At 44.5% G+C, this 26,708-nt stretch carries 14 protein-coding genes, 1 tRNA gene and 3 rRNA genes; 14 read left to right on the top strand and 4 right to left on the bottom strand.

What is annotated here, in order from left to right; genetic code table 11:
* Window positions 1-3 precede the first annotated feature (3 nt).
* A complete protein-coding gene (purH, locus tag H0913_RS02055) occupies window positions 4-1,593 on the bottom strand; it encodes a bifunctional phosphoribosylaminoimidazolecarboxamide formyltransferase/IMP cyclohydrolase (protein WP_154638825.1) in 1,590 nt (529 codons plus the stop codon).
* 646 nt (window positions 1,594-2,239) lie between these two features.
* Here purH and H0913_RS02060 point away from each other — a divergent pair.
* The 8 genes from H0913_RS02060 (at window position 2,240) to aceK (ending at window position 13,914) form a co-directional block, all read left to right on the top strand.
* A 16S ribosomal RNA gene (locus H0913_RS02060) occupies window positions 2,240-3,780 on the top strand.
* Window positions 3,781-3,865: 85 nt separating this feature from the next.
* A tRNA-Glu gene (locus tag H0913_RS02065) sits at window positions 3,866-3,941 on the top strand.
* Window positions 3,942-4,168: 227 nt separating this feature from the next.
* A 23S ribosomal RNA gene (locus H0913_RS02070) occupies window positions 4,169-7,074 on the top strand.
* Between the two features lie 141 nt (window positions 7,075-7,215).
* A 5S ribosomal RNA gene (rrf, locus tag H0913_RS02075) occupies window positions 7,216-7,331 on the top strand.
* Together the 16S, 23S and 5S rRNA genes with 1 tRNA gene alongside form the textbook arrangement of a ribosomal RNA operon.
* Window positions 7,332-7,794: 463 nt before the next feature.
* Window positions 7,795-8,724 (top strand): homoserine O-acetyltransferase MetA, encoded by a 930-nt coding sequence (gene metA / locus H0913_RS02080; protein ID WP_181477902.1) that lies wholly within the window; start codon window positions 7,795-7,797, stop codon window positions 8,722-8,724.
* A 364-nt stretch (window positions 8,725-9,088) separates the two neighbouring features.
* Window positions 9,089-10,687, top strand: coding sequence for a malate synthase A (gene aceB, locus H0913_RS02085; protein ID WP_181477903.1), 1,599 nt, complete (start codon window positions 9,089-9,091; stop codon window positions 10,685-10,687).
* Between the two features lie 68 nt (window positions 10,688-10,755).
* Window positions 10,756-12,063: an isocitrate lyase gene (gene aceA, locus H0913_RS02090; RefSeq protein ID WP_181477904.1), complete on the top strand. Its 1,308-nt coding sequence runs from the start codon at window positions 10,756-10,758 to the stop codon at window positions 12,061-12,063.
* 108 nt (window positions 12,064-12,171) lie between these two features.
* Window positions 12,172-13,914, top strand: coding sequence for a bifunctional isocitrate dehydrogenase kinase/phosphatase (aceK, locus tag H0913_RS02095; protein ID WP_181477905.1), 1,743 nt, complete (start codon window positions 12,172-12,174; stop codon window positions 13,912-13,914).
* A gap of 62 nt (window positions 13,915-13,976) precedes the next feature.
* Here the strand turns inward: aceK and H0913_RS02100 are convergent, their stop codons facing one another.
* Window positions 13,977-14,615 carry a bifunctional 4-hydroxy-2-oxoglutarate aldolase/2-dehydro-3-deoxy-phosphogluconate aldolase gene (locus H0913_RS02100; protein ID WP_108479271.1) on the bottom strand — a complete coding sequence of 213 codons (639 nt, stop codon included), beginning with the start codon at window positions 14,613-14,615 and terminating at the stop codon, window positions 13,977-13,979.
* Between the two features lie 41 nt (window positions 14,616-14,656).
* Window positions 14,657-16,507, bottom strand: a complete 1,851-nt coding sequence (edd, locus tag H0913_RS02105) for a phosphogluconate dehydratase (protein WP_181477906.1) — start codon at window positions 16,505-16,507, stop codon at window positions 14,657-14,659.
* Between the two features lie 235 nt (window positions 16,508-16,742).
* On the opposite strand from edd, the gene H0913_RS02110 reads away from it, so the two are divergent.
* The 3 genes from H0913_RS02110 (at window position 16,743) to H0913_RS02120 (ending at window position 19,443) form a co-directional block, all read left to right on the top strand.
* Window positions 16,743-17,537 (top strand): N-acetylmuramoyl-L-alanine amidase-like domain-containing protein, encoded by a 795-nt coding sequence (locus tag H0913_RS02110; protein WP_181477907.1) that lies wholly within the window; start codon window positions 16,743-16,745, stop codon window positions 17,535-17,537.
* A 412-nt stretch (window positions 17,538-17,949) separates the two neighbouring features.
* Window positions 17,950-18,228, top strand: coding sequence for a helix-turn-helix domain-containing protein (locus H0913_RS02115; protein WP_154601991.1), 279 nt, complete (start codon window positions 17,950-17,952; stop codon window positions 18,226-18,228).
* 327 nt (window positions 18,229-18,555) lie between these two features.
* Window positions 18,556-19,443, top strand: a complete 888-nt coding sequence (locus tag H0913_RS02120; RefSeq protein ID WP_154638679.1) for an N-acetylmuramoyl-L-alanine amidase — start codon at window positions 18,556-18,558, stop codon at window positions 19,441-19,443.
* A gap of 56 nt (window positions 19,444-19,499) precedes the next feature.
* Here the strand turns inward: H0913_RS02120 and iclR are convergent, their stop codons facing one another.
* A complete protein-coding gene (gene iclR, locus H0913_RS02125) occupies window positions 19,500-20,330 on the bottom strand; it encodes a glyoxylate bypass operon transcriptional repressor IclR (protein ID WP_036955435.1) in 831 nt (276 codons plus the stop codon).
* 261 nt (window positions 20,331-20,591) lie between these two features.
* On the opposite strand from iclR, the gene metH reads away from it, so the two are divergent.
* From metH to H0913_RS02140, 3 genes are all read left to right on the top strand, one after another.
* The gene (gene metH / locus H0913_RS02130; RefSeq protein WP_181477908.1) at window positions 20,592-24,275 is read left to right on the top strand and encodes a methionine synthase; all 3,684 of its coding nucleotides are present in this window, start codon (window positions 20,592-20,594) and stop codon (window positions 24,273-24,275) included.
* A gap of 69 nt (window positions 24,276-24,344) precedes the next feature.
* Window positions 24,345-24,935: a hypothetical protein gene (locus H0913_RS02135; protein WP_232368814.1), complete on the top strand. Its 591-nt coding sequence runs from the start codon at window positions 24,345-24,347 to the stop codon at window positions 24,933-24,935.
* A 195-nt stretch (window positions 24,936-25,130) separates the two neighbouring features.
* Window positions 25,131-26,687 carry a tetratricopeptide repeat protein gene (locus H0913_RS02140; RefSeq protein ID WP_181477909.1) on the top strand — a complete coding sequence of 519 codons (1,557 nt, stop codon included), beginning with the start codon at window positions 25,131-25,133 and terminating at the stop codon, window positions 26,685-26,687.
* Window positions 26,688-26,708: the final 21 nt, after the last annotated feature.

The following is a 26,708-nucleotide window of genomic DNA, read 5'->3' on the forward strand; positions in this document are numbered from 1 at the left end:
CAATTAGTGACGGAAGTGACGCATGTTAGTGAAGATCATTGCGATGCCATGTTCATTGGCAGCGGCAATCACTTCATCATCACGAATAGATCCACCTGGTTGAATAACGCAAGTCACGCCTACAGAGGCAGCGGCATCGATGCCATCGCGGAATGGGAAGAATGCATCGGATGCCATTGCACAGCCTGCGACTTCTAAACCTTCATCAGCAGCTTTGATCCCTGCAATCTTAGCAGAGTACACACGGCTCATTTGGCCTGCACCAATACCGATAGTCATGTCATTCTTAGAATAAACAATCGCATTTGATTTCACGAATTTAGCCACTTTCCAGCAGAACAGTGCGTCTTTCAATTCACGCTCAGTTGGCTGGCGTGTGGTCACGACGCGTAAATCTTCCGCTTCGACCATACCTAAGTCACGATCTTGAACCAGTAAACCGCCATTCACACGTTTGAAATCTAAACCAGCAACAGGCTTGCTCCACTCACCACACACTAGAACGCGTACGTTTTGCTTGGTAGATAAAGAAGGTAATGCATCTTCAGCAATTGAAGGGGCAATGATCACTTCAACAAATTGGCGTTCAATAATGGCTTCTGCGGTAGCTTTATCTAATTGACGGTTAAACGCAATGATGCCACCGAATGCTGAGGTTGGGTCAGTCTTGAATGCTTTATCATAAGCGGCATGGATATTGTCACCAATGGCAACACCACAAGGGTTAGCATGCTTAACAATAACGCAGGCAGGCTCATCGAAAGATTTAACACACTCAAGAGCGGCATCGGTGTCTGCGATATTATTATAAGAAAGTGCTTTACCTTGAATTTGGTTCGCAGTGGCAATCGACGCTTCTTTTGGATTTTCTTCTATATAGAAAGCCGCGTCTTGATGGCTGTTTTCGCCATAGCGCATATCTTGCTTCTTAATGAAGTTTAAATTCAGGGTACGAGGGAAACGACCTGATGGCTGAGTAGTATCACCGTGATATGGCGCGACCAGCTCACCAAAGTAGTTAGCAATCATGCTGTCATAAGCGGCAGTGTGCTCGAATGCTTTAATAGCTAAGTCAAAGCGTGTTGACCAGTTCAGGGAATTTTCGTGGTTATCCATCTCTTCGATGATTTTGTCATAGTCATTACTGTTAACCACGATAGCCACGTCTTTATGGTTCTTCGCTGCGGAGCGAACCATAGTTGGGCCACCAATATCGATATTCTCAACGGCATCTTCTAATGTGCAGTTTGGTTTTGCGACGGTTTGAGCAAATGGATAAAGGTTCACAACCACCATATCAATAGGTGCGATGTTATGCTGCTGCATGATGGCATCATCTTTACCGCGACGACCTAAGATCCCACCGTGAACTTTCGGGTGCAGAGTCTTAACGCGACCATCCATCATTTCAGGAAAACCGGTGTAATCTGAAACTTCAGTGACCTTAAGGCCTTGCTCTGCTAATAATTTAGCGGTTCCACCGGTAGAAAGCAGTTCAACACCACGGTGAGAAAGCGCCTTAGCGAATTCAACAACCCCTGTTTTATCAGACACACTAAGCAGGGCACGGCGAATAGGACGAAGCTGTTGCATGAGAGAGATCCCTTGGATTTGGATAAAGAAGCAATATCTATATATAAGTCACTAACAATTTCAGAGCATCAAAATAAAATCAATGCCGAATTTTCGCGCTAATTGTAGCGCAAACGTTTGCGTAATGCGCGAACTATTTTCACTATTTTTTCAGTCTGTGGATAAATCTGTGTGTAAGTGGGTATAAATAGGGGTTTTGCTGTGGAATGCAGCAGTTGAACTAAAAACCGTAAAAAATCTTAAAAAAAGGGTTGCAGGATTTCTGCGACTCCCTATAATGCGCATCCACTGACCGGGAACAAGCCAACGCAAAGCGCGATGGACACTGAACCGGCAGCGAGAGAATCTGAAAAGATTAAGCAAAAAAAAATGCTTGACTCTCACTGAGGAAAGCGTAATATACGCCACCTCGCGGCAACGACCTAAGTTGATAAAAACTGAGTCGAATTTCTCAAGAAATGTCGCACCGCTCTTTAACAATTTATCAGACAATCTGTGTGGGCACTCACAGGACACTATCAAAAAAATATTTGATTTTAAGTCTTGAAGAGTGACTAACACGTTAATTCATATATATGAACTAATAGGTAATTTGGTTTCTTCGGAAATCAAACGACAGTAAACATTCTTTGAGCATCAAGCTTTTTAATTGAAGAGTTTGATCATGGCTCAGATTGAACGCTGGCGGCAGGCCTAACACATGCAAGTCGAGCGGTAACAGGGGAAGCTTGCTTCTCGCTGACGAGCGGCGGACGGGTGAGTAATGTATGGGGATCTGCCCGATAGAGGGGGATAACTACTGGAAACGGTAGCTAATACCGCATAATCTCTAAGGAGCAAAGCAGGGGAACTTCGGTCCTTGCGCTATCGGATGAACCCATATGGGATTAGCTAGTTGGTGAGGTAATGGCTCACCAAGGCGACGATCCCTAGCTGGTCTGAGAGGATGATCAGCCACACTGGGACTGAGACACGGCCCAGACTCCTACGGGAGGCAGCAGTGGGGAATATTGCACAATGGGCGCAAGCCTGATGCAGCCATGCCGCGTGTATGAAGAAGGCCTTAGGGTTGTAAAGTACTTTCAGTTGGGAGGAAGGCGTTGATGCTAATATCATCAACGATTGACGTTACCAACAGAAGAAGCACCGGCTAACTCCGTGCCAGCAGCCGCGGTAATACGGAGGGTGCAAGCGTTAATCGGAATTACTGGGCGTAAAGCGCACGCAGGCGGTTGATTAAGTTAGATGTGAAATCCCCGGGCTTAACCTGGGAATGGCATCTAAGACTGGTCAGCTAGAGTCTTGTAGAGGGGGGTAGAATTCCATGTGTAGCGGTGAAATGCGTAGAGATGTGGAGGAATACCGGTGGCGAAGGCGGCCCCCTGGACAAAGACTGACGCTCAGGTGCGAAAGCGTGGGGAGCAAACAGGATTAGATACCCTGGTAGTCCACGCTGTAAACGATGTCGATTTGGAGGTTGTTCCCTTGAGGAGTGGCTTCCGGAGCTAACGCGTTAAATCGACCGCCTGGGGAGTACGGCCGCAAGGTTAAAACTCAAATGAATTGACGGGGGCCCGCACAAGCGGTGGAGCATGTGGTTTAATTCGATGCAACGCGAAGAACCTTACCTACTCTTGACATCCAGAGAATTTAGCAGAGATGCTTTAGTGCCTTCGGGAACTCTGAGACAGGTGCTGCATGGCTGTCGTCAGCTCGTGTTGTGAAATGTTGGGTTAAGTCCCGCAACGAGCGCAACCCTTATCCTTTGTTGCCAGCACGTGATGGTGGGAACTCAAAGGAGACTGCCGGTGATAAACCGGAGGAAGGTGGGGATGACGTCAAGTCATCATGGCCCTTACGAGTAGGGCTACACACGTGCTACAATGGCGTATACAAAGAGAAGCGACCTCGCGAGAGCAAGCGGAACTCATAAAGTACGTCGTAGTCCGGATTGGAGTCTGCAACTCGACTCCATGAAGTCGGAATCGCTAGTAATCGTAGATCAGAATGCTACGGTGAATACGTTCCCGGGCCTTGTACACACCGCCCGTCACACCATGGGAGTGGGTTGCAAAAGAAGTAGGTAGCTTAACCTTCGGGAGGGCGCTTACCACTTTGTGATTCATGACTGGGGTGAAGTCGTAACAAGGTAACCGTAGGGGAACCTGCGGTTGGATCACCTCCTTACCATTGAAGTGTACTTGTGAAGTGCTCACACAGATTGTCTGATAGAAAGTAGAGCAAAAAGCGCGTCTGCGAAGCTGACTGTAGTGTCCCCTTCGTCTAGAGGCCTAGGACACCGCCCTTTCACGGCGGTAACAGGGGTTCGAATCCCCTAGGGGACGCCAATTGCGCGGAGAATGAGTGAAAGACGTTCCCCACAAATAATGATTAAGCCAATTACGTTGTAGTTGGTTTAACAATTATGCTCTTTAACAATCTGGAACAAGCTGAAAATTGAAAACAACGCACATTGTTTATCGCTTAAACAATGTGAGAGTCTCTCAAAAATCTCAACTTGAATGTGTTCAATTGGCCGTCGGGTCAGTTGATAAAAGACACCTTCGGGTTGTGAGGTTAAGCGACTAAGCGTACACGGTGGATGCCTAGGCAATCAGAGGCGATGAAGGACGTGCTAATCTGCGATAAGCGTCGGTAAGGTGATATGAACCGTTATAACCGACGATTTCCGAATGGGGAAACCCAGTGCAATTCGTTGCACTATCGTTTGATGAATACATAGTCAAACGAGGCGAACCGAGGGAACTGAAACATCTCAGTACCTCGAGGAAAAGAAATCAACCGAGATTCCCCTAGTAGCGGCGAGCGAACGGGGAGCAGCCCAGAGTCTTAATCAGCATTAGCATCAGGAGAACGGTCTGGAAAGGCCGGCAGTAAAGGGTGATAGCCCCGTATCCGAAGGTGTTAGTGTTGTGAACTCGACGAGTAGGGCGGGACACGTGTTATCCTGTCTGAATATGGGGGGACCATCCTCCAAGGCTAAATACTCCTGATTGACCGATAGTGAACCAGTACCGTGAGGGAAAGGCGAAAAGAACCCCGGCGAGGGGAGTGAAATAGAACCTGAAACCGTGTACGTACAAGCAGTGGGAGCACCCTTGTGGTGTGACTGCGTACCTTTTGTATAATGGGTCAGCGACTTATATTCTGTAGCAAGGTTAACCGTATAGGGGAGCCGTAGGGAAACCGAGTCTTAACTGGGCGAATGAGTTGCAGGGTATAGACCCGAAACCCGGTGATCTAGCCATGGGCAGGTTGAAGGTTGGGTAACACTAACTGGAGGACCGAACCGACTAATGTTGAAAAATTAGCGGATGACTTGTGGCTGGGGGTGAAAGGCCAATCAAACCGGGAGATAGCTGGTTCTCCCCGAAAGCTATTTAGGTAGCGCCTCGTGAACTCATCTTCGGGGGTAGAGCACTGTTTCGACTAGGGGGTCATCCCGACTTACCAACTCGATGCAAACTACGAATACCGAAGAATGTTATCACGGGAGACACACGGCGGGTGCTAACGTTCGTCGTGAAGAGGGAAACAACCCAGACCGCCAGCTAAGGTCCCAAAGTCATAGTTAAGTGGGAAACGAAGTGGGAAGGCTCAGACAGCCAGGATGTTGGCTTAGAAGCAGCCATCATTTAAAGAAAGCGTAATAGCTCACTGGTCGAGTCGGCCTGCGCGGAAGATGTAACGGGGCTAAACTATGCACCGAAGCTGCGGCAGCGATATGTAAATATTGTTGGGTAGGGGAGCGTTCTGTAAGCCTGTGAAGGTGTGCTGTGAGGCATGCTAGAGGTATCAGAAGTGCGAATGCTGACATAAGTAACGATAATGCGGGTGAAAAACCCGCACGCCGGAAGACCAAGGGTTCCTGTCCAACGTTAATCGGGGCAGGGTGAGTCGACCCCTAAGGCGAGGCAGAAATGCGTAGTCGATGGGAAACGGGTTAATATTCCCGTACTGGTGATAATTGCGATGGGGGGACGGAGAAGGTTAGGCTGGCCGGGCGACGGTTGTCCCGGTTTAAGGATGTAGGCAGGTGAATTAGGCAAATCCGGTTCACTATATGCTGAGGTCTGATGACGAGTCACTACGGTGGCGAAGTAGCTCATACCCCGCTTCCAGGAAAAGCCTCTAAGCTCTAGATTATCATTAATCGTACCCCAAACCGACACAGGTGGTCAGGTAGAGAATACTCAGGCGCTTGAGAGAACTCGGGTGAAGGAACTAGGCAAAATGGTGCCGTAACTTCGGGAGAAGGCACGCTGGCATTAGGTGAAGTGGTTTACCCATGGAGCTGAAGCCAGTCGCAGATACCAGCTGGCTGCAACTGTTTATTAAAAACACAGCACTGTGCAAACACGAAAGTGGACGTATACGGTGTGACGCCTGCCCGGTGCTGGAAGGTTAATTGATGGGGTTATCCGTAAGGAGAAGCTCTTGATCGAAGCCCCAGTAAACGGCGGCCGTAACTATAACGGTCCTAAGGTAGCGAAATTCCTTGTCGGGTAAGTTCCGACCTGCACGAATGGCGTAATGATGGCCAGGCTGTCTCCACCCGAGACTCAGTGAAATTGAACTCGCTGTGAAGATGCAGTGTACCCGCGGCAAGACGGAAAGACCCCGTGAACCTTTACTATAGCTTGACACTGAACATTGAGCCTTGATGTGTAGGATAGGTGGGAGGCTTTGAAGCGTGGACGCCAGTCTGCGTGGAGCCAACCTTGAAATACCACCCTTTAATGTTTGATGTTCTAACGTAGCCCCATTATCTGGGGTGCGGACAGTGTCTGGTGGGTAGTTTGACTGGGGCGGTCTCCTCCCAAAGAGTAACGGAGGAGCACGAAGGTTGGCTAAGCATGGTCGGACATCATGCGGTTAGTGCAAAGGCATAAGCCAGCTTGACTGCGAGAGTGACGGCTCGAGCAGGTACGAAAGTAGGTCTTAGTGATCCGGTGGTTCTGTATGGAAGGGCCATCGCTCAACGGATAAAAGGTACTCCGGGGATAACAGGCTGATACCGCCCAAGAGTTCATATCGACGGCGGTGTTTGGCACCTCGATGTCGGCTCATCACATCCTGGGGCTGAAGTAGGTCCCAAGGGTACGGCTGTTCGCCGTTTAAAGTGGTACGCGAGCTGGGTTTAGAACGTCGTGAGACAGTTCGGTCCCTATCTGCCGTGGGCGTTGGAAGATTGAAAGGGGCTGCTCCTAGTACGAGAGGACCGGAGTGGACGCACCACTGGTGTTCGGGTTGTCATGCCAATGGCATTGCCCGGTAGCTAAGTGCGGAAGAGATAACCGCTGAAAGCATCTAAGCGGGAAACTTGCCTTGAGATGAGTCTTCCCTGACTCTTTAAGGGTCCTAAAGGAACGTTTAAGACTAAGACGTTGATAGGTTGGGTGTGTAAGCGTAGCGATACGTTGAGCTAACCAATACTAATGAACCGTGAGGCTTAACCTGACAACACCGAAGGTGTTTTCGAGATTGAGAGATGAAGTTGATTCAATGAAGTGGGACGCCGAGAGGTGGACACGACAGCTTGTTCAGGATTGATATTCTGGTTTAGTGGATTAAAGGCTAAACGGGAATAAACAGAATTTGTCTGGCGGCAATAGCGCGGTGGTCCCACCTGACCCCATGCCGAACTCAGTAGTGAAACGCCGTAGCGCCGATGGTAGTGTGGGGTCTCCCCATGTGAGAGTAGGGAACTGCCAGACATTAAATTAGCCGAGAAGCCACCCATTGGGTGGCTTTTTTGCGTTTGGGGCATGAAAAATAGGCGATAAAAGGCCAGATTGTCATCCTCTGAGGCACTATTATCGAAACAGACACCTTCAGATCTTACAAATTCCGTTATTCTTACTCTCTGACTACCTGCATTTAAAGGCGACTATGCAAAACCTACCACCCGAAAATCATTATTCAAGAAACAATAAGTCTTAAAATCCACTCTATTTCAGATCAAAAAAGTCTAAGCCATTTTAGCTATTAAGCTGTAATAAAAAGTCTGGATATCATTGAGTTATCAGTTTGCTAGACTCTCAATATTCCTATAACACTGACCATCGCTTGAAATTATTTCAACTTGCTTTGAAACGCTCGACAAGTAGAGTTACATTGGTTAGATTGTTTAGCATTCTAGAAGTCTAAACGTATAAAGTATATTTAAGGGGATGAACCATGCCAATTCGCCTGCCTGATGAGCTACCAGCAGTTAATTTCTTGCGTGAAGAAAATGTTTTTGTCATGACCACGACGAGAGCAAGCCTTCAGGAGATCCGTCCCTTGAAAGTACTGATACTGAACTTAATGCCTAAAAAAATTGAGACTGAAAACCAATTTTTACGGTTGCTATCAAACACGCCATTGCAAGTCGACATCCAGCTTCTACGCATTGATCAGCGAGAATCTAAGAATACACCAACGGAACATTTGAACAATTTTTACTGTGACTTTGAAGATATTAAACACCAAAATTTTGATGGATTAATTGTCACAGGTGCTCCGCTCGGCTTAGTTGAATTTGCTGACGTGTGTTATTGGGAACAAATAGAGCGCGTGATTGCATGGGCAAAAGAGCATGTAACTTCAACATTGTTTGTTTGCTGGGCTGTTCAAGCTGCGCTTAACGTATTGTATGATTTACCTAAATTAACCCGTAAAGAGAAACTTTCTGGGGTATATTCACACGAAACATTAGAGCCTTACGCGTTATTAACTCGAGGATTTGATGCTTCTTTTTATGCGCCGCACTCCCGTTATGCCGATTTCCCTGAAGACTATATTCGTCAGAACACAGACCTTGATATTTTAGCCAGTTCACCGGAAGCAGGAGCGTACTTATTTGCATCAAAAGATAAGCGTTTGGCATTTGTCACGGGACATCCTGAGTACGATGCAGAGACATTATCCCAAGAATATTGGCGTGATGTGGATGCGGGGATTACACCTGAACTGCCGTGTAATTATTTCAAAAATGATGATCCGAATAATTCATCGGAAGTTCGTTGGCGTAGTCATGGCCACTTGTTATTCTCCAATTGGCTCAATTATTATGTGTATCAGATCACACCATTTGATCTTACTCACATGGAACCGACTTTAGATTAAAAAACTCACTTAATGCCAGTTAACTGGTCATATCTCAGAATATAAGGCTGAATAATCAAAATTATTTGGCCTTTAAATCAAGATTTCCTTCTTTATTTAGATGAATAAATAACCATTTTTTGCCTATTTGTTCATTTTTTATTTTTAACAAAAAAAATCTCACCAATACACAACCCTATGATTTAACTAATATTTAACACTTTGTTTTTTGTAATAGAAATTAAAAGCAAAATAAAAATAGTAAATATCTCTTTTTAGATCAAATAGATAAAATTAATTTAAATTAAAATGGAAACCGTTTTTGATTTATTTGTTTTTTGAGTTTACTCTTAATTCATAGCCAGCCATGAGTGAGGAAAAAACAATGGATCAGCAGTTATCTATTTCAGATTTAACCTTCAAGAAAGCATTTTCTCAGCAAGCAAAACAGATATTAAATGCTGATTCTATTGGTTTTATCTCTTATCTCGTTGAAGGTTTCTTGCCAAGAAGAGAGCAGCTACTCAAAGATAGAGTACATCGCCAAAAAGGGATTGATGCAGGAAGTTTACCTGATTTTATTATGGAATCTAATTCCATTAAAAATGCAGATTGGAAGATTCAAAATATTCCTGACGATTTACAAGATCGTCGTATAGAAATTACTGGGCCAGTTGATCGGAAAATGGTGATCAACGCATTGAATGCTAACGTAAAAGTATTTATGGCTGATTTTGAGGACTCTTTATCGCCATCATGGGAAAGGTTGATTGATGGGCAAATCAACTTACGCGATGCGATCACCGGCGAAATATCTTACACCAATGAAAATGGCAAAGTTTATCAGCTGAAATCTAATCCCGCTGTGTTGATCGCCCGAGTACGTGGACTGCATTTAGATGAAAAACATGTGCTTGTTGATAACCAACCGATACCCGGTGGGCTGTTTGATTTCGCACTCTACTTTTTCAATAACTTTCAGGCATTACTGGCGAAGGGAAGTGGCCCTTATTTCTATATTCCGAAGCTGGAATCTTGGCAGGAGGCTCAATGGTGGAGCGATGTGTTTAGCGCCGCAGAAGATTATGTAGGCTTACCACGCGGGACTATCAAAGCCACAGTGTTAATTGAAACACTCCCTGCGGTTTTCCAGATGGATGAAATTTTGTACCACATGCGCCACCACATTGTTGGGCTTAACTGTGGGCGTTGGGACTACATTTTCAGCTACATCAAAACATTGAAAGAGCATGCGGACCGCGTTTTACCGGATAGACAATCGGTCACTATGACACAGGAATTTTTAAGCGCCTATTCACGTCTGCTGATCAAAACCTGTCATCGTCGCGGAGCATTCGCGATGGGGGGAATGTCCGCCTTTATTCCAAGTAAAGATGCACAGGAAAACCAAGCGATTCTTGCCAAAGTTAAAGCGGATAAAGAACTGGAAGCGCGTAATGGTCATGATGGTTCATGGATTGCACACCCAGGTTTGGCTGATACCGTCATGGCGGTTTTCAACGAAGCATTAGGCGAGCGAAAAAACCAGCTGAATATCCGACGTGAAAATGATGCTGAAATCACCGCGCAACAGTTACTAAAACCTTGTGAGGGCGAAAGAACCGAAGCGGGTATGCGCGCCAATATTCGCGTGGCGGTGCAATACATTGAAGCATGGATTTCAGGAAATGGCTGCGTGCCTATCTACGGTTTGATGGAGGATGCGGCGACCGCTGAAATTTCGCGGACATCAATTTGGCAGTGGATCCGTCATGGCAAATCACTATCGAACGGCATGAAAGTCACGAAAGCGTTATTTGAAGAGATGCTGGATGAAGAGTTGCAAGTCATCCAAAAAGAGCTTGGTGATCATCGTTTTCAAAGTGGGCGATTCAAAGAAGCGAGTGAGCTGATGCGCCGAATCACAACCCAAGATGAATTGATCGAGTTCTTAACGATACCGGGCTACCAATTACTTGATTAGCCAAGTTAACGAATGCAGATAGCACCCAATTACCCTACAAAGACAGATAACAAGAAAGGACGTAAATCATGACAACATCGCGCTTAGAACAGATTGCTCAATTGGAAAATGAGTGGAAAAAATCACGCTGGAAAGGCATTACTCGCCCTTATGCAGCCGAAGAAGTGATCAAATTACGTGGCTCGGTCAATCCTGAGCATACATTAGCTCGTAAAGGAGCTGAACGCTTTTGGGCACAGCTAAATGGCGGCGCGAAGAAAGGCTATGTAAATGCATTAGGTGCATTAACGGGCGGGCAAGCATTGCAACAAGCAAAAGCGGGAATTGAAGCTGTTTATCTCTCTGGTTGGCAGGTAGCGGCAGATGCGAACTCAGCATCCAGCATGTATCCAGACCAATCACTCTACCCTGTGGACTCAGTGCCGAACGTGGTTCAGCGGATCAACAATACATTCCGTCGCGCGGATCAAATTCAGTGGGCGAATGGCATTGGTCCCGATAATAAAGAATACATCGATTTCTTTTTACCTATCGTTGCGGATGCGGAAGCTGGCTTTGGTGGGGTACTGAATGCGTTTGAACTGATGAAGCATATGATTGAAGCGGGCGCAGCGGCGGTACACTTTGAGGATCAATTGGCGGCAGTGAAAAAATGTGGCCATATGGGCGGGAAAGTCTTAGTACCAACCCAAGAAGCTATCCAAAAATTAGTTGCAGCACGCTTAGCGGCGGATGTTTCCGGTGTTCCTACTATCTTAGTTGCTAGAACGGATGCGGACGCTGCTGATTTATTAACATCAGATTGCGACCCTTATGATGAGCCATTTATCACGGGTGAGCGTACGGCCGAAGGTTTCTTCCGTACCACGGCAGGGATAGAGCAAGCGATTAGCCGAGGCTTAGCCTATGCCCCTTATGCTGATTTAGTCTGGTGTGAAACTTCCAAGCCAGATCTGGAAGCTGCGCGTCAATTTGCTGAGGCAATTCACGCTAAATTCCCAGGTAAATTATTAGCTTATAACTGTTCACCTTCATTTAACTGGAAGAAAAATTTGGACGACAGCACCATTGCTCGTTTCCAACAAGAGTTGTCAGACATGGGCTATCGCTTCCAGTTTATTACCTTGGCAGGAATTCACAGCATGTGGTTCAACATGTTCGACCTTGCTCACGCTTACGCACAAGGCGAAGGAATGAAACACTATGTTGATAAAGTTCAGGAATGTGAATTTGCCGCTATCAATAAAGGCTATACCTTCTCTTCTCATCAGCAAGAAGTGGGAACTGGCTATTTTGATAAGGTGACGACGGTGATTCAAGGGGGGAGTTCTTCAGTTACGGCATTAACGGGTTCGACCGAAGAAGAGCAATTCTAATCGGGGAGAAATTTACGGTTCCTATTGTTCGGTGTATGTGTGTTGACATAAGTGTATCTTTTGACTTTTCAGGCACGTAAGTGCCTGTTTTTTATTGGGAGAGTGAAGATGACCCTCGAAACTGAACAGATCATCGCTCAAACCATTTTGCAGGGCTTTGATGCGCAATATGGGCGATTTCTTGAAATCACCTCGGGCGCTCAAGAACGCTTTGAACGCGGGGATTGGCATGCGGTTCAACACGCGATGAAGCAAAGGATCAAACTGTATGATCACCACGTGGGGCTTGTCGTTGCTCAGCTGCAGTGTATGGGGCTAGTGCAATCGCTCAGTCCTTATAATTTGGCAAGGATCAAACAGGTCTATGCGACATTGCTACCGGATTACCCGCGTTTTGAAATTGCTGAAAGTTTTTTTAATTCAGTATATTGCCGGCTGTTTCAACATCGAGAGCTGACCCAAGAAAATCTGTTTATCTTTACTTCACAACCTGCACGGCGCTTTTGCACCTTACCAAGACCATTAGCTCGCGAATATAAGCTCAATGGGAACATGGAAATGGTATTTAATGGGATCTTAAGCGGGTTGCCCATTCGCTTAACGTGGCGAAATTTAGCCTTTGATATTGATTGCATTGTAGAAACGCTAAGGCAGCGCTTCCCAGAGATTGTTGAACAGGGTGCTCAATTGCATGTGGCGAATGAGCTGTTTTATCGGAATAAAGCCGCATGGTTAGTTGGGAAGCTATATATCAATCACCAAGTTTACCCATTCCTATTGCCTATTCACCATGATGAAGACGGTAAAATGTATGTAGACGCGTGTTTAACTGGGTTTGATGACGCGAGTATAGTGTTTGGCTTCGCTCGTTCCTATTTTATGGTGTATGCACCGTTTCCGGCTGGGCTAGTTTTCTGGTTACGTGAAATTTTACCCAGTAAATCAATCGCTGAGTTGTATATGGCGATTGGTTGCCAAAAGCACGGTAAAACAGAGTATTACCGAGAATATTTGGCGTATTTAAATTTTTCACGAGAACAATTTACCCTCGCCCCCGGCGTGAAAGGGATGGTGATGTTGGTGTTTACGGCACCATCATTTGATCGGGTATTTAAGATTATTAAAGATAAATTTGCGCCACAAAAAGAAGTGACTAAAGCTCGAGTGCTTGAGTGCTATCAAATGGTCAAAGAGCACGACCGAGTGGGACGCATGGCAGATACTCAAGAGTTTGAAAACTTTATTATTGAAAAGCGTTTTGTCAGTGATGGGCTAATGAGCGAGTTACTAACGGAGGCGCCGTCTCAGGTTGAAGATTTGGGGGATAAAATATTAATTCGTCATCTCTATATGGAACGTAAGATGATCCCGCTGAATATTTTTATGGATGAAGCATCGGATGAGCAGCTTTATCACGCGATAGAAGAATATGGTTGCGCCATCAAGCAGCTGGCTGCCGCTAATATTTTCCCGGGGGATATGTTATTTAAAAACTTTGGGGTAACGCGCCATGGTCGGGTGGTATTTTATGATTATGATGAAATTTGCTATATGACCGAGGTGAATTTCCGTCATATTCCTGAGCCACTTTACCCTGAGCAAGAGCTCTCTGGTGAACCTTGGTACAGCGTACGGGAGCAAGATGTTTTCCCCGAAGAATTTGCGCAATTCTTATGCCAAGATCCGAAAGTTAGAGATTATTTACAGCTGCATCATCAAGATTTATTTAACGCAGATTATTGGCAAAAACTGCAAAAACATATTTTGGATGGGTATGTAGAAGATGTGTTTGCTTACTCGGAAGATCTGCGCTTTTGCCGTCGATTTCTTCACGCTATCTCTGCGGCTTAGTTGATTGAAAGTGGGTCAATGACCCACTTTATAACTCAACCACTCACATCATAACTTAGCAATTACAGCGCGCCTTGCACCGCTTGCTGTGCTAATTCGGTGATTTTATCGTAGTTGCCATTTTCCAGAGCATCTTCTGGTACTAACCATGAGCCACCAATACACAGCACGCTGTCTAGAGCGAGATAATCACGGTAATTTGCGAGGGAGATCCCGCCTGTTGGGCAGAAGCGAACTTGGGAGAAAGGCCCTGCAATCGCTTTGAGCGCTTTCACGCCACCATTGGCTTCGGCTGGGAAGAATTTGAATTCTTTAAGTCCGTAGTTCATGCCCGCCATTAATTCAGATACGGTGGAAATTCCGGGAATTAATGGAATGCTGCCTTGATTTGCCGCCGCTAATAATTCGTCCGTTAAACCTGGGCTGATAGCAAATTGCGCACCCGCTTGGGTCACTTCAGCCAGCTGTTTTGCATTGATAACGGTACCGGCACCTACAATCGCTTCAGGGACTTCTTCAGCAATAAGTCGGATGGCTTCGATGGCGCATTCCGTTCTTAACGTGACTTCCAATACTTTGATACCGCCTTTGAGTAAGGCTTTTGCTAAAGGAACGGCTTGCTCGAGTTTTTTGATCACAATGACAGGAACAACAGGACCTTGTTTTAGAACATCTTCAGCAGTCATTTTCCAATTATTCATAATAAATCCTATTAAGCGGCATAAACTAAAAATTAATACAGTCAGTCATTAATACTACAAGCACCTTCTTCGGCGCCGGATAAATGTTGTCTTAATGCACCAAACAGCTCTCGACCACAACCCACTCGTTCTGCACTCAGGTCGGCTTGATAAGGTTGACGAGCGGATAAAATGTGTTCGTCGACGAGAAGCTCAATTTCTCCCGTTAATGCATTAACGCGAATTAAATCACCGTCTTGGACTTTGGCGAGTAAGCCGCCATTGTAAGCTTCTGGGGTGACATGAATAGCAGAAGGTACTTTGCCCGATGCTCCCGACAATCGCCCGTCAGTGACTAATGCCACTTTATAGCCTTTGTCCAATAATACTCCGAGTGGCGGCATTAATTTATGTAATTCAGGCATGCCATTCGCAGATGGTCCTTGGAAACGAACCACAATGACGCAGTCTCTGTCTAATTCGCCTGCTTCAAAACGCGGTGCAATATCATTTTGATTATTGAACACGATGGCTGGGGCTTCAATCACTTGGTTTTCAACGGGAACGGCTGACGTTTTCATCACAGCGCGACCAAGGTTCCCAGACAGTAGTTTAGTCCCACCGTGATGGGAGAAAGGATGATCAATATCAGCAATCACTTCAAGATCATAAGAATTTTTTGCCCCTTCGCGCCAAGATAACTGACCGTTGTCCAACCAAGGTTCGAGGGTATAACGTGATAACCCAAACCCGGCGACGGTGTGAACGTCATCATGGAGTAAACCTTTAGCAAGGAGCTGGCGGATCAACAACTGAACGCCACCGGCCGCTTGGAATTGGTTAATATCAGCTTGGCCATTTGGATAAATTCGGCAAATCAGAGGAACGACAGCAGAAAGATCAGAGAAATCATCCCAATTGATAATAATGCCGGCGGCGCGTGCAATCGCCACCAGATGCATGGTGAGATTGGTGGATCCCCCTGTTGCCAGAAGCGCCACAATACCATTTACAATCACTTTTTCATCAACCAGTTTACCAATCGGTAAATAATTTCCTGATTGCTCAGTAAGGCGTGTAATTTGGCGAGCCGCAGCACGAGTGAGTTCATCACGTAATGGGGAATCTGGTGGAACAAAGGAAGAGCCAGGTAAGTGTAACCCCATCACTTCCATCACCATTTGGTTAGAGTTTGCGGTACCGTAAAATGTGCAGGTACCAATGCTGTGATAGGACGCGGCTTCAGCATCAAGTAATGCATTGCGGTCAACTTTCCCTTCAACGTATAGCTGACGAATTCTCACTTTTTCTTTGTTGGGTAAGCCAGTGCTCATGGGGCCTGCAGGGACAAAAACTGCGGGTAGGTGCCCAAAAGAGAGCGCGCCCATCATCAGCCCCGGAACAATTTTATCGCAGATCCCTAAATAGAGCGCGCCATCGAACATATTGTGGGAAAGTCCGATGGCAGTGGACATCGCGATAACATCGCGGCTCAGTAATGAGAGCTCCATACCATCTTGCCCTTGGGTAACACCATCGCACATGGCAGGAACACCCGCAGCTACTTGTCCAATCGCACCATTTTCCAGTAGCGCTTGTTTCAATTGGTCAGGGTAGCGGTCATAGGGGCGATGAGCGGAAAGCATGTCGTTATAGGAGTTAATGATAGCGATATCGGAACGAGTCATGCTTTTGAGAATACTTTTTTCTTCACTTTGGCAGGCAGCAAAACCATGAGCCAGATTCCCACACGCTAATTCAGCGCGATGTACAGTACTGCTACGAGCCTGTTCAATTTTTTCGAGATACGCTTTTCGACTCTCTTTCGAGCGCGCGATGATACGTTGGGTGATCTGTAAAATATGGTCATTGACCTTCGTTGAAGGTGTGACGTCAGAAATATTTTTGCTCATGATAATGGCTCCATTATACAAACAGTACTCTTTATGTTACCGGTAACATTGTTCAATGAAAAAACAATTGTTGCAATGATCAAAATGAAGATTTCGACATATCTGTGATCTGAATCAAGAAGAGGATCGGGGAGTAATTTGGGAGTAATCGTGACCATTTCAGCCTAACAGAATGATAAATAATAACTATAATGAGTTGGTCAATGGCATTGAGATAAAAATCAAGTAGGGAAATATGGCTGGGTTGAAAAAACGGAATTCGCTTGGGTGGCTGTTAGGTGTTTTTTGGTTGTGCTCAAGCAGCGTTCAAGCGACAGAAGTGCCTGAAGTGGTTTTAACCACAGGATCTTACGGCGTATTAGAGAAGGCGATTTCAGCTAGTCAAGGTAGTTATGCTGAGCAAAAAATGGCGAATGCAACCGCCACTTTGTTGGGTACTCCCTACAATAATCGCACTTTAAATATGGATGCATTCTCAACGGAACGGTTAATCATTGACTTAAAAGCCGTTGATTGCATGACATTCATTGAGTATAGCGAAGCCTTTAAATATGCGGATGATGCTGAACAATTTGCCTCATATTTAGAGAAAGTACGCTATGTTGATGCAAAAGTCGCATTTAATCAACGTCGTCATTTCTTTTCGGATTGGGCAGAAGGGGATCATAAAGTGGTCTCTGATATAACAGCTCAATTGAGCCCCCACACTATTTTTGTTAATAAACAACTTAATAAAAAAAGTAACGGTGATCCTATTATTGCCACGATTAAAATAACACCAAGAGTGATTGGTTATATCCCAACTCGATTTATTGATAGAAAATTACTGAAGCAGTTAAAAACAGGGGATTACATTGGTATTTATTCCCCTGCATCAGGATTGGATGTCACCCATGTGGGTGTTGTTATTAGAGATGGCGAAAAAGTGATATTTCGCCATGCTTCTTCGCAACGAAAAAATTTACGGGTAATGGATGTCGAACTATTTTCTTATCTTCAAGGAAAAAGTGGAATTATGGTATTTAGATAAAGCTGGCTTGAAAGTTAAGCCCGCTAATTACTTATTTTTTAATGCTGATTACGTATGACATTATTTTAAATAAATTTCAAATCTTAAAATAAAATTAAAACGTAAGTACAAGTGATTTTTAGTTACCAATTATTTCCATAACTATTTAAATTGTAAAACATTATTAAATTAGAGATGTTTTAATAATAGTTTCACAAGGTTAAAACAACGAGTGACATTAAAAAATATTTTTATAAAGCAATGGATTACAACTAAGAATAGTAAAGGTTAAAAATTAAAATCATAATGGCACCTTAAATTCCTATCAATAATAGTTAATTCGATTGTTTTTATCTATTTTAAAAAAAACAGATTGTTTTTATAATGCCCGTTAATGTTTGATTGAGTTCTTTATATTGAGGTGAGCATGTACATGTCAGAAAAACAAAATATTTATGCTTTGCTTGGCAATCATCTTCGTAAAGCTAGAGTACGTAAAGGGTTATCAGGTCAGGAGTTAGCGGCTATTATTCAACTTAGTCAGCAGCAGGTATCTCGATATGAACTGGGTGTGAATAAGCTGAGTTTAGATAAATTAATCGAGATTGCTATTTTACTTGAAATTGATATTCATGAAATTACAACTATGATTGCACGTCAATTTGAGAAAGAGAAAGATAATTCTAGTGAGGTGGCTCTAGCGAGTTTTTAATTTATTTTCACTTTCCTTAAATTTTAATAGGTTAAAAAAATTATAATGATTAAATGATTTTAATTATTAATGCTATCTTCAATGTAATAATTAAATGTCATAAATCTGATGATTCTGCTTTTAAATGATAAAAGCAGATAACGATTAAATTCGATTAGCTTTTTTTATAAAATTATTCATATTCTGCTTTTTTTGATTCATTTAATTTACTCTTTTTTTATATTTGCTCATATTTAAGACGATTCTTTACGAAAAGTTCTCATGGTTTTATCGAGGGCGGTGTGCTTAAATGTGCGACAATTCAACATGGAAAAAGGGCAGTTTTAAATGGCTAGGGCAATATGGATATTTGTCATATTCCTACTTGTCGGTTGTTCAACGACACCTTCAAAAACGGGTTACTATCTCGATCAGAGTTACCCGTCACAGAATACCAGTGAGCGTATTCAATTTATTGTTCTGCATTACACTGTTTCTGATGATGCCCACTCAATTAAAATATTAACGAAAGGAAAGGTGAGTTCCCACTACCTCATTCCTAGTCAACCTGCACAAAAAAATGGTCAGCCTGTTATTTTACAACTCGTTCCTGAGCGTTTGAAAGCGTGGCACGCAGGGGATAGCCGCTGGCAATATCATCATGGACTTAATGATAGCTCGATTGGTATTGAAATCGTTAATGAAGGTTTGGTGAGAAAAAATGGTCAAGATATCTGGCCGCCTTTTAATGACTCACAGATAGATGCGTTGATCCCGCTATTGAAAGACATCATGCAACGTTATGACATTCCGCCTGAAAATGTCATTGGTCATAGTGATATCGCACCACTGCGTAAGCAAGATCCGGGACGTGCATTTCCGTGGCAATCATTAGCGCTGCACGGGATTGGTGCTTGGCCTGACCCTCAAACCGTCAATAAGTATTTAGCTGGGCGACAAATTAATGCACCTGTCAGTGTATTAAATCTACAAAAAGCATTGAAGTTTTATGGCTATGCGGGGATCCCACTGACAGGAAAATTAGATAAAGAAACGAAGCAGACGTTGCGTGCATTCCAAATGCATTATCGTCCACGGGATATTGATGGGCGGGCAGATGCGGAAACGGAAGCTATCGCTTTAGCTTTGATTGAAAAATATCGCAATATGCCGAAATTCAAACAATCTTTGAAATCGAATAAATCGGAAAGCGTATCCGGTCAACAGGGTGATTAACCCGTCAGTAACATGATTAATTGAAGAAGTGCGGGGAGATCCCGCACTTTTACTTGCTAGCGATTAGCGCCATATTCATGGCTGATTTCTTTAGCGGCTTTGATCACCATCGCTCCCAACTCAGTTACCCGATCATCGGTGATCCGTGAAAGTGGCCCAGAAATTGAGATCGCAGCAAATGCCTCTTTATGCTCATCATAAATACAGGCGCCAATACATCTTAACCCCAGCGCATGTTCTTCATCATCATAAGAAAACCCTTGTTTTTTAGCTTGTTGCAGATTTTCTTTCAATGCGGATGGGTTAGTTAATGTATGCGGTGTATAGGCATGTAAGCCTTTTTTGCCAAGTAATGGAATTAGCTGTTCTTCAGGCAAATTGGCAATAAACGCCTTTCCTGCACCCGATGCATGTAATGGCAGTTTCCCGCCAATCGGAGCAGACATGCGCATTAGTGCATTACATTGTACTTGGTCAACAATCACAGCGTCATATTCCGTGTGATCTAAAATCGCTAAATTAACGGTTTCGCCAGATTCTTCCATCAAACGGCGTAATATCGGATGGACAAGGGCTAATAAATTACGACTTTCAAGGAAGCTACTGCCGATGATAAAGGCATGAGAAGCGATGACCCACAGCCCAAGATCCCCTGTCTGGCGCACAAAACCGTGCTGCTCTAGGGTCATTAATAAGCGGTGAGTTGTGGAATTAGGTAAACCAGCTTGAAGGGCTAAATCGGTGAGGGCGATCCCCCCGGTTGATTCAGAAATGTATTCCAAAAGCGTCAGTCCACGGCTTAAGGATTGAACTTGTCCGGCAGCCGTAGCGCCACTCGCAGGTCCTTTTGCCTTCTTTATTTTTTTAGTAATAGGTGTAGCCGCCATCAAGTGTCTCCTGACAGGAATGAATATTCGTTTCTATTATGAATGATTTCATTCAAAAATACTCATCGGATCAGCAAAAAGTCGATCTTTGGCAACCTGAAAAACTCTCATCATAACGACGAATTTTCTCTTCTGAAGTTATGGTAGGATGTGATTCATACAAATTTAGTTTAGTTTCAATTCATTGACGTTTTAGCTGTGTGAAGTCACAGCATGGGGCCGATTAAGCCGAGGGATTATCATTTTCAGGAGGACAGTGCAGTGTCCAGCAAGAAAAACCAATTAGAACAACAATTAAAAAATAGAATTCTCGTCCTAGATGGTGCGATGGGAACGATGATCCAACGCCATAAACTCTCTGAAGAGCAGTTTCGCGGCGCGCGTTTTGCAGATTGGCCAAGTGATTTGAAAGGCAATAATGACTTACTTGTGCTTACCCAGCCCGAGATTATTCGCGATATCCATAGCCAATATTTTGCGGCAGGGGCGGATATTGTTGAAACCAATACATTTAACTCCACCACCATTGCGATGGCGGATTATAAAATGGAAGCCCTTTCTGCACAAATCAATGAAACCGCAGCTCGCCTTGCTCGTGAATGTGCCGATGAGTGGACACGTAAAACCCCAGAAAAACCGCGTTATGTGGCTGGGGTCTTGGGACCAACAAACCGTACGGCATCGATCTCCCCTGATGTGAATGATCCGGCCTATCGCAACGTCACGTTTGATCTGCTGGTGGACGCGTATCGCGAATCCACACGATCGCTGATTAAAGGTGGTGTCGATCTGATCATGATCGAAACTATCTTTGACACATTAAATGCAAAAGCGGCGATTTTTGCCGTAGAAACTGAATTTGAAGCCCTTGGGATCCATTTACCAGTGATGATCTCAGGGACTATCACTGATGCCTCGGGACGCACCTTATCGGGGCAAACCACGGAAGCATTTTATAACTCATTGCGTCACTCTCAGCCGCTATCATTCGGGCTTAACTGCGCACTGGGGCCTGACGAACTTCGTCAATATATCGCTGAATTATCTCGTATTTCAGAGTGCTATGTTAGCGCCCACCCCAATGCAGGATTACCGAATGCATTCGGTGAATACGATCTTGATGCCCAAAATATGGCGCAGCAGATCCGCGAATGGGCGGAAGCTGGCTTTTTAAATATCGTCGGTGGATGCTGTGGTACCACGCCACTTCATATCCAAAAAATGGCGCAAGCCGTTGAGGGGCTTAAACCTCGCCAGTTGCCAAAATTGCCAGTGGAATGTCGTTTATCCGGTTTAGAGCCGCTGAATATTGGTGCGCAGTCTCTGTTTGTGAACGTGGGAGAGCGTACTAATGTCACAGGCTCAGCAAAATTCAAGCGTTTAATTAAAGAAGAAAATTACCAAGAAGCCCTTGATATCGCTCGCCAACAAGTGGAAAACGGCGCGCAGATCATCGACATCAATATGGATGAGGGAATGCTAGATTCTCACGCGGCGATGGTGCGCTTTCTGAATTTGATCGCGGGGGAGCCGGATATTGCACGGGTACCTATTATGATCGATTCCTCAAAATGGGATGTGATCGAAAAAGGCCTGAAATGCATCCAAGGCAAAGGGATCGTGAACTCCATCTCAATGAAAGAGGGAGTTGATGCCTTTATTGAACACGCCAAATTAGTCCGTAAATATGGTGCGGCAATGGTGGTCATGGCGTTCGATGAAGTGGGGCAAGCAGATACCCGCGAGCGTAAAATCGAAATTTGCCGCCGTGCATACCAAATATTGACGGAAACGGTCGGTTTCCCGCCTGAAGATATTATTTTTGACCCGAACATTTTTGCGGTTGCTACGGGGATTGAAGAACACAATAACTATGCTGTTGATTTTATTGAAGTCTGTAAGGATATTAAAGATCAACTGCCCCATGCATTGATCTCCGGCGGGGTATCAAACGTCTCTTTCTCATTCCGAGGCAATGATCCGGTACGTGAAGCCATTCACGCGGTTTTCCTGTACCACGCGATCCGCAATGGCATGGATATGGGGATCGTCAATGCGGGACAATTGGCCATTTATGACGATCTTCCTGCTGAACTCAAAAACGCGGTAGAAGATGTGATCCTCAATCGCCGAGAAGATGGTACTGAAAAGCTACTGGAACTGGCTGAAAAATACCGTGGAACAGGGGGACAAGAGCAGCAAGTTCAACAAGCGGAATGGCGCAGTTGGGAAGTGGAAAAACGGCTGGAATACTCGCTAGTAAAAGGGATCACGGAATTTATTATCCAAGATACGGAAGAGACCCGCCAACGCGCATCAAGCCCTATCGAAGTGATCGAAGGCCCGTTAATGAACGGCATGAATGTGGTGGGCGACCTATTTGGTGAAGGAAAAATGTTCCTGCCCCAAGTGGTGAAATCCGCTCGCGTGATGAAGCAAGCCGTGGCGTACTTGGAGCCGTACATTCAAGAACTCAAACAATCAGGAAGCAGCGCAGGTAAAGTATTATTAGCGACGGTGAAAGGGGATGTGCACGACATTGGCAAAAATATCGTGGGCGTCGTTTTGCAGTGTAATAACTATGAAATCATTGATTTAGGCGTCATGGTGCCATGTGAAACGATCCTGAAAACCGCTCGTGAACAAAACGTAGATATCATCGGTTTATCGGGGCTGATTACACCGTCATTGGATGAGATGGTGCATGTGGCAAAAGAGATGGAGCGACAAGGGTTTGCCTTACCGCTATTGATTGGTGGCGCAACCACTTCGAAAGCTCATACAGCCGTAAAAATCGAGCAAAACTATTCAGGGCCCACGGTCTATGTGCAGAATGCATCCCGTACGGTGGGTGTCGTCGCCGCATTACTTTCAGCAACTCAAAAAGCCGAGTTTGTAGCCCGAACGCGTCGTGAATATGACACGGTTCGCTTGCAACATGGGCGCAAAAAGCCAAGAACCCCACCCGTCACATTAGAAGCCGCTCGCGCTAATGGGGTGAATATTGATTGGCAACAGTACCAGCCGCCAGTTCCTAAATTCCTAGGCGTTCAAGAAGTGACGGCATCGATTAAAACATTGCGTGACTATATCGACTGGACGCCATTCTTTATGACATGGTCATTGGCAGGCAAATATCCGCGAATTCTGGAAGATGAAGTCGTCGGGGAAGAGGCGCGTAAATTGTTGGCGGATGCCAATGCGATGCTCGATACGCTGGATAGCCAAAAATTACTGACGCCAAAAGGGATTTTTGGCATTTTCCCTGCAAACAGCGTAGTGGATGATGTGGAAATCTATCGCTCCTCTGCTCGGGATGAAGTCCAAGCGGTTGCTCTGAATTTACGCCAGCAAACGTTGAAAACCGATTTTCCTAACTACTGTTTATCCGATTTTGTGGCGCCGAAAGAGAGTGGTAAAGCAGACTATATCGGTGCATTTGCGGTTACTGGCGGGTTAGAAGAGGATGATTTGGCTGAGCAGTATGAAAATGTCCACGATGATTATAATAAAATCATGGTGAAAGCCTTGGCTGATCGCTTAGCAGAAGCCTTTGCAGAATATTTGCATCAACAAGTCAGAACCCAGTATTGGGGCTACGCACAGGATGAAGCGCTGAGCAACGAAGAGTTGATCCGCGAAAATTATCAAGGCATTCGCCCTGCGCCGGGTTATGCCGCTTGTCCTGAACACACAGAAAAGGAAAAAATCTGGCAACTCCTGAATGTGGAAGACAAAATTGGTATGAAACTGACCAGTTCTTACGCTATGTGGCCGGGAGCCTCGGTGTCGGGTTGGTACTTTAGTCACCCTGATAGTAAATATTTTGCGGTGGCGCAGGTGCAAAAAGATCAAATTGAAGATTATGCTAAACGCAAAGGAATGACTGTCGCAGAATTAGAACGCTGGTTAGCACCGAACCTCGGCTATGATCCAGAAGATTGATTTGATCCAGAAGATTGATTTTTCAGTTATTCGCCTCCATCTTATAGGTAGGAAATCTATTGGGAGCAAATGATGAGCTATGAATTTATAATTGAAGGAAAACTGCCGTCCTCGGTAGTTTATCCTTATCAGATCCAAAATAGCGCTGCACCAGACACGTTTATGATGAGCGAAGATGCGGTGAGTGCCATGATGAGTATTTTGCAAATCATGGACAAATTGGATACTGAAGATTCATTGACGGAACATTGCTTTAACCAAATTTGGTTAAGAAGCGAGTTAACGCCAGCAAGAGCAGAAGAAATTTATCTGTTCTTGGAAAACCAAGAGCGGGTTGAGCCGATCCCTTCACAAGAAGAAATCGACGCGTTTTATCAAGCCCAACAAGCGGAAGATAAGTTACTCTCTAAAGAAAGTACCAAAGAAGGTATGGTTCCGGTTCATAAATTTGCGACCAATGATGGCTGGTTAATTACAGCGAAAGAGAGTGAATTAATTGCTGAGGTATTTTCAGAAGAATTAGTGGGTGAAAACCATTTTGTGGTTTCCCAAATATCGACGCTATGCAAAATTAGTCATCAAAAATTGGAATTGATTTTAATTGAGTGGGGTAAGTTTAATTTATTTGCTAGTAAGCATGGTGGATATCGCGTTAATTAATTTTCCGCATTAAGGCAATTTAATTATTAATTAGAGGGTGATTAGCTCGTTTTATAACCAATTACGATAATCACCCAAATTATTTTCTTAAAAATTCACTTCATTTGGTTATTTTCTGCTTATAGTCCTTATGATTTTTGTATGGGAATGATATCTTATATAGCAGTGGTCAATGCCAAGCTGTGAGTAAATGTCATGAAATTACCCTCTCTCTTATTTAGTTTCTGCATTATCTGTGCCCCTTATGTGCAAGCAGAGCCAATAGAGTCGGGTTCGTTTCATAACCAGCCAGCCAAAGCGGCTGCTAATCAATCTTCTACCCCAAATATCACCCCTGTAGTTTTAACGCCTCAGGCGGATTCTGCTTTAGTTGAACCTTTACCTAAAGCCCTTGAAGTGACTGAGCCAAGCAACCTTCCAACCGATTTCCAAAGTAGCATTAAAGAGGCTAATGCGGGCAAAGTTGATGCCATGATTGATGTGGGTGTTGCGTATTTGGATGGCACAGATTTTCTCGATGCTGATGAAAATAAAGCCTATTACTGGTTTAAGAAAGCTTCTGATTTAAATAGTAATGATGGTGATTACTACATCGGTATGCTGGCGCAGCGCAAAAAGGATTATGAGCAAGCGGGTAACTGGTATCGTAAATGCGCCGAAAAAGGCGATGCATATTGCCAATATGCGATGGGCTATTTATTTGAGCGCGGTTTAGGTGTCGAAAAAGACTATAAACAAGCACGCGCTTGGTATTATGAAGCCGCAGAGCAAGAGCAGGAATATGCACAGTTTGCCATTGGGCTGTTTTACCATGATGGGCTTGGTGGTGATATTGACTACAATAAAGCTTTTACATGGTATGAGCGCAGTGCACGTAATGGCGTAGCCTCTGCCGTGAACAACTTAGCCGTGATGTATGAAAATGGCGAAGGCATGGAAAAAGATGAGGACACGGCGATTTACCTGTATCGCCAAGCTGCGAATATGGGCTCCCCAGTTGCACAAAAAAACATGGGGGACTTTTACAGTAAAGGTCATCCGCTCGTTGAGCAAAATAACTACCAAGCCGTTTACTGGTATAAACGCGCGGCAAACCAAGGTGAATTTTCAGCTCAATATGCATTAGCGCAAGCGTATGAGACAGGCGATGGCGTTGGGCAAGACCTGAGCGAAGCCTTCAAGTGGTACCAAATGGCTGCGGATAATGAATCTGCTGAAGCCGCCATGAAAGTGGCTGAGTATTATGAAAAAGGTCTTGGCGGTGTTAAGCCTGATATGGCCAAAGCGACCCAGTGGTATATCGAATTAGCCGATTCAGATATTGTTGATGCACAATTAAAGTTAGCGAATTTATACCTGGCGGGTCAGTTGAAGGATGTTGAGATCCAGCAGATTGTGAAGTGGCTGGAAGTCACGAAAGAAGACAATATGGACGCAAAAAACCAGTTAGCAATTTTCTACCTGACTGGAACTGGAGTTCAACAAGATAGCCAAAAAGCACGAGAGCTTTTGGAGTCTGCGGCATTCAAAGAAAACAGTGATGCGCAAAATAACCTCGGCGTGATGTATGCTCGAGGAGAAGGCGGTAGTAAAAATATTTTCCGCGCTATTATGTGGTTTGAGCGTGCAGATAAATTGGGTAATGTGACCGCAAAAAATAACTTAGCATTATTGCAAAAAGACCATAATGCAAAAGCGAATATGCTGCAATATACAGAAAGTGTAAAAGATTCATTACCTTCTAGAAAATGAGTTAATAAAAAGATCCATTCC

The sequence above is a fragment of the Providencia rettgeri genome, from assembly GCF_013702265.1.
Lineage (GTDB): Bacteria > Pseudomonadota > Gammaproteobacteria > Enterobacterales > Enterobacteriaceae > Providencia > Providencia zhijiangensis.

What these genes read in the sequence shown, in the direction of transcription:
- H0913_RS02100 (WP_108479271.1), bottom strand. Translation starts at nt 14,615, where the DNA reads ATGAATAATTGGAAAATGACTGCTGAAGATGTTCTAAAACAAGGTCCT.
- aceK (WP_181477905.1), top strand. Translation starts at nt 12,172, where the DNA reads ATGACCCTCGAAACTGAACAGATCATCGCTCAAACCATTTTGCAGGGC.
- H0913_RS02120 (WP_154638679.1), top strand. Translation starts at nt 18,556, where the DNA reads ATGGCTAGGGCAATATGGATATTTGTCATATTCCTACTTGTCGGTTGT.
- aceA (WP_181477904.1), top strand. Translation starts at nt 10,756, where the DNA reads ATGACAACATCGCGCTTAGAACAGATTGCTCAATTGGAAAATGAGTGG.
- metA (WP_181477902.1), top strand. Translation starts at nt 7,795, where the DNA reads ATGCCAATTCGCCTGCCTGATGAGCTACCAGCAGTTAATTTCTTGCGT.
- H0913_RS02140 (WP_181477909.1), top strand. Translation starts at nt 25,131, where the DNA reads ATGAAATTACCCTCTCTCTTATTTAGTTTCTGCATTATCTGTGCCCCT.
- H0913_RS02110 (WP_181477907.1), top strand. Translation starts at nt 16,743, where the DNA reads ATGGCTGGGTTGAAAAAACGGAATTCGCTTGGGTGGCTGTTAGGTGTT.
- aceB (WP_181477903.1), top strand. Translation starts at nt 9,089, where the DNA reads ATGGATCAGCAGTTATCTATTTCAGATTTAACCTTCAAGAAAGCATTT.
- edd (WP_181477906.1), bottom strand. Translation starts at nt 16,507, where the DNA reads ATGAGCAAAAATATTTCTGACGTCACACCTTCAACGAAGGTCAATGAC.
- H0913_RS02115 (WP_154601991.1), top strand. Translation starts at nt 17,950, where the DNA reads ATGTCAGAAAAACAAAATATTTATGCTTTGCTTGGCAATCATCTTCGT.
- H0913_RS02135 (WP_232368814.1), top strand. Translation starts at nt 24,345, where the DNA reads ATGATGAGCTATGAATTTATAATTGAAGGAAAACTGCCGTCCTCGGTA.
- iclR (WP_036955435.1), bottom strand. Translation starts at nt 20,330, where the DNA reads ATGGCGGCTACACCTATTACTAAAAAAATAAAGAAGGCAAAAGGACCT.
- purH (WP_154638825.1), bottom strand. Translation starts at nt 1,593, where the DNA reads ATGCAACAGCTTCGTCCTATTCGCCGTGCCCTGCTTAGTGTGTCTGAT.